Origin of the sequence: Microbacterium sp. 16-032, assembly GCF_041079455.1 — a bacterium.
In the GTDB taxonomy this organism is placed as follows: domain Bacteria; phylum Actinomycetota; class Actinomycetes; order Actinomycetales; family Microbacteriaceae; genus Microbacterium; species Microbacterium testaceum_A.
On record NZ_JBFYGQ010000008.1, the window covers coordinates 79110 to 89355 of the forward strand.

A 10246-nucleotide genomic window follows, 5' to 3' on the forward strand; every position below is an offset into this window, starting at 1 on the left:
CCTGTACGTTTGTGCCAACTAAGCGGGGGAGAGATCCCCCTCGCCCAGCGAAGAGGTCGCGGCGAGGGTCACGAACCCCACGATGGCGGCGCGTAAGGCGTGCGCCAGCGACTGGAATTGGACCTCCTCGGAACGGGCGATGCGATGCAGGGCGAAACCGTCGATCAGGGCGACGACCGCAGCGGCGGCGTGCGGATCGGTCACGCCGTTCGTCTGCAGCACGGCGGCCGCGAGTGCCCGCGTCTCGTCGAGGATCTTCTCGACGTGAACACGCAGGGCCGGATGACGCGAGGCGAAGAGGTAGATCTCGAACTGCGCGACCGTGTGGTCCTGCGATTGGCTGCGCACGATCTCGACGAACTCGTCGATCGCCGCACCGGGGCTGTTCGCGCCCGAGACGAGAACGGAGCGGAACTGCTCGAGCCGCTCGAGCTCTGCCGCCATCGCGTGCGCCACGGCCTCGCCGATCATGTCGTCGAGCGAGTCGAAGAAGTACGTCGTCGACGAATGCGGCACCCCCGCCGCGGCGGCCACCGACCTGTGCGTGACGGCCGCGATGCCCCCCTCGGCGATGATCGCGATCGTGGCGTCCAGCAGCAGCTCGCGACGCGCGCGACCGCGCGCCCGCATCGGCCGGCTCGTCGTCTCGCTCACGCTGTCCTCCTCGCCGACCGGGGTGGTCGGTGTCGCCTTCGGAACGGAGTAAGCCTATGACCGCCTCCCCGCCCTCTGCGGACCGGGTCCCGGCCCCCGACGTCGACGTGGTCGTGGTCGGCGCAGGTCTCTCGGGCCTGACCGCCGCTCACCGGCTTCGCCAGTTCGGCGCGACGGTGGCGGTGTTCGAAGCGGCGCCCCGCGTGGGCGGACGCGTGTCGTCGGCGGAGGTGGCGGGGGTGCACGTCGACCTCGGCGGCACGTTCGTCGGCCCCGGTCAGGATCGCATCCTGGCTCTCGCCGACGAAGTGGGCGTCTCTCGCTATCGGACCTACGCCGCGGGTCGCAACGTCATCCGGTGGCGCGGCGAGCACCGGCGCTACCGCGGCACGGTGCCCCCGGTCGGCGCGAGCCTGCTCGACGTGGGGCGGATCCAGCTCACTCTCGACCGCCTGGCGCGCACCGTCCCCCGAGGGAACCCCGCCGCCGCCCCGCAGGCCGCGAACCTGGATGCCGAGAGCCTCGGCTCGTGGCTGCGCCGTTCGCACGCCTCTCCCGCGGCGCGAGAGCTCATCGCGATCGCCGGCCGGACGACGTGGGGGTGCGAGCCCGACGAGATCTCGTTCCTGCACGCTCTGCACTACATCCACCAGGCGGGTGGACTGTCGTCGATGCTCGACACCGAGGGCGGCGCGCAAGAGGAGCACTTCGTCGAGGGCTCGCACGCGATCGCCGTGCGTCTCGCCGACGCGCTCGGGTCGGCTCTGCGGGTGAGCGCTCCGGTGCGACGCATCGAGACCGTCGCCGAGGGGGTGCGCGTGTCGACGGCCGACGAGACGGTGACCGCTCGCGCCGTCGTCGTCGCCGTGCCGCCGGCGCTGCGGGGCAGGATCGATTTCGCGCCGGCCCTTCCCCCCTCTCACGCGCAGATGGCCCAGCGCTGGCCGGCGGGGGTGCTGTCGAAGGCCTACGCCGTGTACGAGCGGCCGTTCTGGCGCGATCACGACCTGTCGGGGCAGGGGCTCTCCGACACCGGCCCGGTCTTCATCACGTTCGACGCCGGTCCCGCTCACGCCGGCGCCCCCGGCGTGCTCCTCGGCTTCATCGGCGGGGTCTACGCCCGCGAGTGGGACGAGCTGGCACCCGCCGAGCGCGCAGCGCGGGCGCTGTCGTCCTTCGCCGACCTGTTCGGCCCCCGGGCACTGGATGCCATCGGCTATATCGACCAGCGCTGGGGCGCCGAGCCCTGGGTCGGCGGCGGCCCCACCGCCGCCCCGGGGCCGGGAGCGGTCGTGCCCTACGCCGGTGCCCTGGCCACCCCCGTCGGGTCGATCCTCTGGGCCGGGACCGAGACGGCCGATCGCTGGACAGGATTCATGGACGGCGCCGTCCGCGCCGGTGAGCGCGCGGCGCTCCAGGCCCGCGGCATCCTGACCTCCTCCTCGACCGACCACGAACAGACGGGAGTCGCCCGATGACCTGGCGCCGCGAGTACACGCACCTCACCACCGCCACCGCCGACGCGGTGTGGAAGAGGTGGACCACCCCCGAGGACTGGGCCGTCGATGATCCCGACCTGCGCGAGGCCACCTTCTCCGTGCCCCCGCGCGTCGGTGACTCCGGCCGCGTGGTCAACCACGGAACCCCCGCGCAGCGCTTCACCTTCACCGAGCTGCAGCCGGGGGTCGCGATGAACTTCCGCATCGGGTTGCCGGGGGCGGTGCTGTCGTTCCCGCACCGCATGCGTCAGACACCGAACGGGCTGTCGGTGACGCACGCCGTCGAGGTCTCCGGTCCTCTCGCGCTGGTGTTCGGCCCGCTCGTGGGGCGCAAGATCGCCGCGGGCCTGCCGGCTGTCGTCCGCCTGGTGACGACGAACGCGCTCGCCGACATGGCCGCCGACGCGCGCGGGGAGTAGTCGGTGTCGCTGTCGATGACGCTCACGACCGCGGCGATGTGGGTGAGCGCGCGGCCTACGCGCTCGCGGGGGGCTTTCTCGCGCGATCCCGAACGATCGATGACATAACGGGACATATGTGCAACAATCTGCCGAGGGCGCGACGGCGCGCCCCGTTCAAGGAGGACCGATGACCGCTCGCTACGACCTCGCCAAGATCAAGCTCGGCAAGCTCATGACCGACCCCGATGCCGAGGGCATCATCCTCGACGTCATCCCCGACCTCAAGGCGAGCCCCACCTACCTCGTGGCGCGCACCCTCACCGCGAGCGCCGCCCTCAAGCTCGCCGAAGCGCAGATCGGCGCCGAGAAGGCATCCGAACTGCGTCGTCGCGTCGAGGCGCTCGAGGCGCTCGAGGCGTGAGGGGCCCGCGCGGCGAGGGGTAGATTGGCGGCGTGATGCCGCTCGTCTTCCTCGCCGTGGCCCTCGCCGGCGGCGTGGGGGCGGCGCTGCGCTATCTGCTCGATGTGGCTGTGCGGCGCCGCACGGGGGAGCAGTTCCCCTGGGGCATCCTGGTCGTGAATCTCACCGGGGCGCTGGTGCTCGGCATCCTGACCCCCCTTCCCGCCGGCGAGTCGTGGCGGTGGATCCTCGGGACGGGTCTGCTCGGCGGGTACACGACATTCAGCGCGGTGGCCGTGACCACGGCGCTGCTCGCCGAAGAGGGGCGCTCGCGCGCGGCGGTGTCGTACGCGGTGGTGTCGTTCGTCGGGTCCGTCGTCGCGGCGGCACTGGGTCTGTCGCTCGGATCGGCGCTCTGAGGCAGCCGCCCGCCGGGCGGTCCGAGGGGCGGGCGCGCATGGGATACTGAGCTTCGATACATTCCTGTATCGGACTTACCCGGAGGGTCCCCCCGTGTCGTACCTGGCCGTCCTGAGCCTGAAGAACCGCGCCCTCATCGCCCTCGTCACGATCGTCGCGGCGGTCTTCGGCGGGCTCGCGCTCACCAGCCTCAAGCAGGAGCTCATCCCCTCGATCGAGTTCCCCCAGCTCGCCGTCGTCACGACCTACCCGGGCGCGTCGCCCGAGGTCGTCGAGACCGATGTCTCGACCCCGATCGAGAACGCCATCCGCGGTGTCGAGGGACTCGAGTCCACGACCGCGACGAGCACGACGAACTCCTCGATCGTCTCGGCGGAGTTCACCTACGGCACCGACCTGGCGGGGGCGCAGCAGAAGATCCTCGCCGCGATCGCGCGCATCAAGGACCAGCTCCCCGACTCCGCCGACACCACCGTCGCGTCGGCGAGCATCGACGACTTCCCCGTCATCCAGCTCGCCGTCACGGGATTCACCGACGCCGAGGCGACGCAGTCGATCCTTCAGACGAGCGTGGTCCCCGACCTCGAGGACGTCGCGGGGGTCAACGGCGCGCAGATCGTGGGCGGCACCGCCCAGCGCGTGACGATCACCCCCGACACCGCCAAGCTCTCCGAGCGCGGCTTCAGCCAGCAGGCGATCACCGACGCCCTCGACGCCAACGGCGTGCTCTTCCCGGGCGGCTCCCTGACCGAGGGCGACCAGACCCTCACCGTGCAGACCGGGTCGAAGCTGACCAGCGTCGACGAGATCTCCGCCCTCCCGCTCGTGCCCACCGACGCCGCCCAGTTCCAGGCGGGGCAGACGAAGATCAGCGATGTCGCCACGGTCGCCCTCGAGCCCGACCCCGTGACCACGCTGTCGCGTGTCGACGGGCAGCCGGCCCTGACCATCGCCGTCACCAAGCTCCCGGCCGCCAACACCGTCGACGTCTCGCGCGGCGTCCTCGATGCGCTCCCAGGGCTCGAATCGCAGCTCGGTCAGGGCGCGAAATTCACCGTCGTCTTCGACCAGGCGCCGTTCGTCCAGCAGTCGATCGAGGCCCTCGCGCAGGAGGGGCTTCTCGGTCTGGTTTTCGCGGTCGTGGTGATCCTCGTTTTCCTCATGTCGGTGCGCTCGACGCTCGTGACGGCGATCTCGATCCCCACCAGCGTCCTCATCACCTTCGTGGGGCTGCAGGCCTTCGGGTACTCGCTGAACATCCTGACCCTCGGCGCGCTCACGATCGCGATCGGCCGCGTCGTCGACGACTCGATCGTGGTGATCGAGAACATCAAGCGCCATTACGTCGGCGACGCCGACAAGATCCCCACGATCGTGCGCGCGGTGCGCGAGGTGGCGGCCGCCATCACGGCCTCCACCATCACCTCCGTCGCGGTGTTCCTCCCGATCGCCTTCGTGGGCGACGTGACGGGAGAGCTCTTCCGACCGTTCTCGCTGACCGTGACGATCGCCATGGCGGCCTCGCTGCTCGTGTCGCTCACGATCGTGCCCGTGCTGGCGTCGTGGTTCCTGAAGCCCGGGAAGGTCATCCGCGACGCCGAGGGCAATCCGATCGACCCCGAGTCGCCGACCGCGCCGCCCTCGCGCCTGCAGAAGGCCTACGTCCCGGTACTGCGCTGGACGCTAAAGCACTCGTGGGTCACCCTCACCCTGGCCGTACTCGTGCTCGGCGGGACGCTCGCGTCCGTCCCCCTGCTCAAGACGGACTTCCTCGGCGACTCCGGTCAGAACACCTTCACCGTCACGCAGAAGATCGGCTCCGCCCCGAGCCTGGATGCCGAGGACGCGGCGGCCCAGAAGGTCGAGGCCGTGCTGCTCGACACCGACGGCGTGCAGACGGTGCAGACCTCGATCGGCTCGAGCGGGTCGGCGTTGCGCGACGCTTTCTCGGGCGGCGGCTCGGGCATCACGTACTCGATCACCTCCGCCTCCGGCGTCGACCAGGTCGAGCTCCGCGACCGTGTCCGCACCGAACTCGAGGCGCTTCCCGACGCGGGCGAGATCGAGGTCGCGGCCTCCGGCGGCGGACTCGGCTCGGCCGGCATCACCGTCGACGTCACCGCCGCCGACGGACAGTCGCTGCAGCAGGCGAGCGACGCCGTGGTCGCGGGCCTGCAGGGGCGCGACGGCATCGGTCAGGTCACCAGTAGCCTCTCGGCATCCCTCCCCTTCATCTCCGTCCGCGTCGACCGCGACGCGGCGTCCGAGCGCGGACTGTCCGAGCGCGCCGTGGGGGCGCTCGTCTCGGCGACGCAGCAGCCGCGGCAGGCGGGCACGGTGGAACTCGACGGGCGCGGGGTGACCGTGTACGTCGCCACCGCCAACCCGCCGAAGACCATCGACGACCTGCGCGCCCTCGAGATCCCGAGCGCGCGCGGCAACGTCCGCCTCGACCAGATCGCCACGGTGGAGCAGAGCGAGACCCCGCCGTCGATCTCGACCTCGCGCGGGCTGCGCACGGCCACGATCACGGTAACGCCGACGACCGACGACCTGGGCAGTTCGTCGGCCAGCGTCACCTCAGCCCTCGCCGACACCTCGCTGCCGCAGGGGGCCACCGCGAAGGTGGGCGGTTCGGTGACCGACCAGCGCGACGCGTTCAGCCAGCTCGGCCTCGCGCTGCTCGCGGCGATCCTCATCGTCTACGTCGTGATGGTCGCGACCTTCAAGTCGCTGCGCCAGCCGCTCGAACTGCTCGTGTCGGTGCCGTTCGCGGCGACCGGAGCGATCCTCATGCTGCTGATCACCGGTGTGCCGCTCGGTGTCGCGGGCATGATCGGTGCGCTGATGCTCGTCGGCATCGTGGTGACCAACGCGATCGTGCTCATCGACCTCGTGAACCAGTACCGCGCCCGCGGTCTCAGCGTCTTCGAAGCGACGGTCGTCGGAGGCGCGCGACGCCTGCGTCCCATCCTGATGACGGCCCTCGCGGCGATCTTCGCCCTCGTGCCGATGGCCCTGGGGATCACCGGCCACGGCGGATTCATCTCGCAGCCGCTGGCGGTCGTCGTGATCGGCGGGCTCGTGTCGTCGACGTTCCTGACGCTGCTGGTGCTGCCGACGCTCTACAACCTCATCGAAGGAGCGAGCGAGAGGCGCCGCGAGCGGCGGGCGGCGCGAGAGGCAGGGCACGTCGAACCGACGGCCGACGACGGGCACCCCCTGAGCCGCCGAGAGCTGCGCGAGAAGCACTGACACGGAACGTGCGGGATGCCGACACCCGGCGTCCCGTCCCTCTCGCGGTGCTCATCCCGAGGTGTCGGCGGTCACCGGTCGGGGTGAGCGTCGATGCGCGATCGGGGCGAGGCGACGAGCCCTCGACGGGGTGACCGGGCGCGACGCGCGGGGCGCGCTGCGCCGCCGAGCGCGCGGGTCGGCGGGTGGCCGTCGGCCGGGCGAGCGGGAAGCGGGGGCGTCGACGGGGGGCGTGGTGCGCCGCGGCGGGAGTCTGTGCGGTCGGGTGCGAGGTGGCCGCCGTCGCCGCCGACGCGAGGATCTGCGTGAACATCCCCGACCACGCGAACATCGCCGCGCACGAGATGGTCTCGAACAGTGCCAGGTTGATGGTCGCCGAGACGAAGAGCGTGATCGAGACGATCAGCCAGACGGTCGCGATTCCCGTGCCGATCGCCATCCGCTTGCCGAGACGGTGGAAGAGGAACGGCGCGCTCAGCAGCAGGGCGAGGAACCCCAGGACCATCGAGCCGGCGACCTTGTCGTGAAGGTCCTTGTCGGTGTTCAGGGGAATGCAGCCCACCAGAGCCAGATTCACGCCCACGACGTTCAGGCAGATGAAGGCCACCGTCGCGGCGCCGCGACGGACGGGACCGCGACCCACGCGTCGCACATCGCGCCGGACGCGGAAGGCGAAGACCACGACGATCATCCCGCTGACCTTGAGCGTGGTGTTGAAGAACGCGCTCGAGAGGTCGCCGAAGATCCCCAGCTGGCTGAAGTGCAGCTGCCACCACAGCGGGTCGCTCGTGGTCGCGATCGACAGCAGCAGTCCGCTGACCAGGACGATCAGGGCCGCCGCGCCGACGTGCATCGTCGGGATCGCGTCGAGGCGGCGCGCGAGGGCGCCCTGACGCGGCACCGGGAGCGAAAAGGGGACAGCGGAGCGGAGCGCGGTGCTCATGTGGGGGATCTTTCCTCAGGACGGAACGAGGATCCCCCCACACCGCGGGACCCTCGGCCCCCGTCGGCTCATTCGGGCAATGAGCCAGGAGAAAGCGTGGTCCTTTGCCTCCCCCGGCCTTGACGGAAACCGTCAGGGCACATGGTATCGTTCGCGCCGCCTTTTCAGGAAAGGGCTTGTCTAAGAAATTCCCAGGTCATATCGCCAATTCCTTGTCCCCCATTTGGGGGACAAGGGCGTCTCACGCGCGGTAGGAAATGCCCCATTCCCTGGTCATTTCCGCGCCGGGTTCGAGTCGCTCCAGGTCCGTCCCGGTCACGAAAGCGTTAGCCGGCGCCGTCATCGGCTCGATCGCCACCGCGAGGGACTGCCCCGGGTAGCGGTCGGTCGTGAACACCTGCGCCCAGCGGAACCCGTCGTCCTGCCACAGCTGGACGCGCCGACCGTCGGGAGCGGTGAGGGTGTGGTGCGCCCGGCCGTCGGCATCCCGCTCCCCTCCGCGGTAGCCGTTGTCGAGCGAGGCATCGCCGAGACGGCGACCCTCGCGCAGGTCGGTGGCGGCGTCGACCGGCACCTCGTCGACGGGGATATTGCGGTCGTCGAGGACGAGCGTGGTCGTGCCGGTCGAGTGCACCACCAGATCCTCGGTCGGCACGCCGCCGATCTGGAGATAGGGGTGCACGCCCAGGGCGACGGGGGCGGCCTTCGCCCCGATGTTCTCGATGGCGTGGGTCACGCGCAGACCGTCGGCGCGGAGGGCGTACGTGACCCGCGTGCGCAGGTGGAAGGGGTAGCCGGTCTGCGGCACCACGTCGGCGCCGAGCACGAGGCGATCGTCGGTGTGCTCGATGGCCTGATAGGTCCCGAAGCGCAGCAGGCCGTGGCTGGCGTTGCCGAACTTCGGCTCGCTGATCGCGAGCTGCAGATCCTCGCCGTCGAAGGAGTACCTGCCGTCGCGGATGCGGTTCGGCCACGGGACGAGGACGACTCCGGATGCCGCGGGCGTGGGCAGGTCGTCGGGGTAGCGCGGTACGAGGTCGACACCGTCGACCGTCAGCGCGCGCAGCGCGGCACCCACCTGGGCGATCTCGGCCGAGGAGTGCTCGCCGCGGAGGTGGAAGCGGGTTCCGGTGGGGTCGGCGGTCATGACGTGGCCTTTCGCGATCGGCGCGGGCGCTGCAGCCAGGGCTGCAGCATGCGGGTGACCCACGGGAGGACCGCGTAGGTCATGACGGGGGTGAGCATGAGGGTGGTGGCGAGCACGCGCAGCACGAGGGGGATCTCGGCGAAACCGGGGACGAAGCCCAGCAGCCACGACGCCGCGAGGTTCGTCGGGAAGAACCCGACCCAGATCGTCACGGCCTGCTTCCACCGCGAGGGAGCCGCCGGGACCGGCTGTTGGATCGGCTGGGTGCCGGCCTCCGTCACCGTCGCAGCTTCCAGGATCGAGCCGTGCGGGGCGTCGAACCAGCCCTCGATCCCGGTGCGGCGCTCGCTGCGCTCCTCGCGCGCGAAGGGGCGGCCGGAGTCGAGCCACCACTGGCGCTGCGTGGAGCTCTCCCACTCCTCGAGCGTCGTGATGTCGCGAAAGCGGTACAGCATGTACCAGAGGTCGCTGTCTTCGCCCGCGCGCACCCACCCCGAGCCGAGGAAGCCCGGGAAGGCGGTCGCGAGGTCGGTGCCAGCCTGCATCCAGGAGGTCGCTTCGGCGGTGCGCGTCGAGTCGATGCGCCGCTCGATCGCCACCGTGATGGGGTGGGCGTCGGTGTCTGCCATGCATCTATCTTCCGTCACCTCGACCCTGGGTCCCTCTCCCTGAAACCTGTCCCGCTCTCGACTACCTCTGTCCTTCTCTCGACGAACCTCGTCCCCCTTTCGGCGGGGTGATGTCCCAGGTATGGCTGTCTGATGCGCCGCGAAAGCGCCAAAAGGGGGACACGGGTCATCCGGGGGCATGGATGCCATTCCCAGGCGCGACCTGTAACGTGGTGCGGTCGGCTCTGGACACCGTGCGTGATGCGCGGATGGGTTTGTGAGTCCAAGGGGCCGATGGACAGGACGCGATCGCGGCCTCGACCATCACTAGTGAATTGGCCCCCGGCCGACGAGAGTCCGGGTATCGCACCGCTACGAGCGGTGTCGCTGTTTCGCGCGAACAGAACCCAGGAAGTTTCTCCATGCCCAAGAATAAGAAGCCCGCCGGCGGCCGCGCCGCCAAGAACTTCGAGCCCCGCTACGGCGCCAAGACTTCGTTCCAGGACCGCAAGCGTCGTCCCGGCACCGAGGTGCCCGCCAAGCCCGGCAGCAAGAGCCCCAGCCACCGCGGTTACCGCCCCGAGGCCGAGGCCACCGCCGACAAGGGTCGCTGGAACGCCGCCGACCGCGCCGGCCGTACCGAAGCCCGCAACATCCGCACCTCCGCCCGGGACGACCGTCCGGCCCGTTCGTTCGACGACCGCCCCGCGCGTTCGTTCGACCGCACTGACCGTCCGGCTCGTTCGTTCGACCGCAACGAGCGCCCGGCGCGTTCGTTCGATCGTGACGAGCGTCCCCGTCGTGACGCCGGTGAGCGTCCCGCGCGGTCGTTCGACCGCAGCGACCGTCCGGCTCGTTCGTTCGACCGCAACGAGCGCCCGGCGCGTTCGTTCGATCGTGACGAGCGTCCCCGTCGTGA

Annotated in this window: 8 protein-coding genes and 2 pseudogenes; 6 read left to right on the forward strand and 4 right to left on the reverse strand. The window is 70.6% G+C overall.

Annotated elements, in window-relative coordinates; all coding sequences use genetic code 11:
• Positions 1 to 18 precede the first annotated feature (18 nt).
• Positions 19 to 654, reverse strand: coding sequence for a TetR/AcrR family transcriptional regulator (locus AB6V31_RS16235; RefSeq protein WP_218128181.1), 636 nt, complete (start codon positions 652 to 654; stop codon positions 19 to 21).
• Between the two features lie 56 nt (positions 655 to 710).
• Between AB6V31_RS16235 and AB6V31_RS16240 the strand changes: the two genes are divergently transcribed.
• From AB6V31_RS16240 to AB6V31_RS16260, 5 genes are all read left to right on the forward strand, one after another.
• Entirely contained in the window at positions 711 to 2132 is a 1422-nt protein-coding gene (locus AB6V31_RS16240) for an FAD-dependent oxidoreductase (RefSeq protein ID WP_074696040.1), read from the forward strand.
• Positions 2129 to 2572: a hypothetical protein gene (locus AB6V31_RS16245; RefSeq protein WP_369366898.1), complete on the forward strand. Its 444-nt coding sequence runs from the start codon at positions 2129 to 2131 to the stop codon at positions 2570 to 2572. Before AB6V31_RS16240 ends, AB6V31_RS16245 begins: the two co-directional genes overlap by 4 nt.
• Positions 2573 to 2741: 169 nt before the next feature.
• Complete coding sequence (locus AB6V31_RS16250) at positions 2742 to 2975, forward strand: hypothetical protein (protein ID WP_369366900.1); 234 nt, start codon at positions 2742 to 2744, stop codon at positions 2973 to 2975.
• A 35-nt stretch (positions 2976 to 3010) separates the two neighbouring features.
• Entirely contained in the window at positions 3011 to 3373 is a 363-nt protein-coding gene (gene crcB / locus AB6V31_RS16255) for a fluoride efflux transporter CrcB (protein WP_369366910.1), read from the forward strand.
• A gap of 94 nt (positions 3374 to 3467) precedes the next feature.
• On the forward strand, positions 3468 to 6629 hold the full coding sequence (locus tag AB6V31_RS16260) for an efflux RND transporter permease subunit (protein WP_369366902.1): 3162 nt from the start codon (positions 3468 to 3470) through the stop codon (positions 6627 to 6629).
• Between the two features lie 319 nt (positions 6630 to 6948).
• Here the strand turns inward: AB6V31_RS16260 and AB6V31_RS16265 are convergent.
• The 3 genes and pseudogenes from AB6V31_RS16265 to AB6V31_RS16275 form a co-directional block, all read right to left on the reverse strand.
• Positions 6949 to 7572 (reverse strand): annotated as a pseudogene (locus AB6V31_RS16265) (DUF998 domain-containing protein); the annotation flags it as partial.
• Between the two features lie 241 nt (positions 7573 to 7813).
• Complete coding sequence (locus tag AB6V31_RS16270) at positions 7814 to 8719, reverse strand: aldose 1-epimerase family protein (RefSeq protein ID WP_369366904.1); 906 nt, start codon at positions 8717 to 8719, stop codon at positions 7814 to 7816.
• Positions 8716 to 9348: an antibiotic biosynthesis monooxygenase gene (locus AB6V31_RS16275; protein WP_369366906.1), complete on the reverse strand. Its 633-nt coding sequence runs from the start codon at positions 9346 to 9348 to the stop codon at positions 8716 to 8718. The genes AB6V31_RS16270 and AB6V31_RS16275 overlap by 4 nt, the downstream gene beginning before the upstream one ends.
• A 401-nt stretch (positions 9349 to 9749) precedes the next feature.
• Between AB6V31_RS16275 and AB6V31_RS16280 the strand changes: the two are divergent.
• Positions 9750 to 10246 (forward strand): annotated as a pseudogene (locus AB6V31_RS16280) (ATP-dependent helicase); the annotation flags it as partial.

What these genes read in the sequence shown, in the direction of transcription:
- AB6V31_RS16240 (WP_074696040.1), top strand. Translation starts at nt 711, where the DNA reads ATGACCGCCTCCCCGCCCTCTGCGGACCGGGTCCCGGCCCCCGACGTC.
- AB6V31_RS16250 (WP_369366900.1), top strand. Translation starts at nt 2,742, where the DNA reads ATGACCGCTCGCTACGACCTCGCCAAGATCAAGCTCGGCAAGCTCATG.
- AB6V31_RS16270 (WP_369366904.1), bottom strand. Translation starts at nt 8,719, where the DNA reads ATGACCGCCGACCCCACCGGAACCCGCTTCCACCTCCGCGGCGAGCAC.
- AB6V31_RS16245 (WP_369366898.1), top strand. Translation starts at nt 2,129, where the DNA reads ATGACCTGGCGCCGCGAGTACACGCACCTCACCACCGCCACCGCCGAC.
- crcB (WP_369366910.1), top strand. Translation starts at nt 3,011, where the DNA reads ATGCCGCTCGTCTTCCTCGCCGTGGCCCTCGCCGGCGGCGTGGGGGCG.
- AB6V31_RS16275 (WP_369366906.1), bottom strand. Translation starts at nt 9,348, where the DNA reads ATGGCAGACACCGACGCCCACCCCATCACGGTGGCGATCGAGCGGCGC.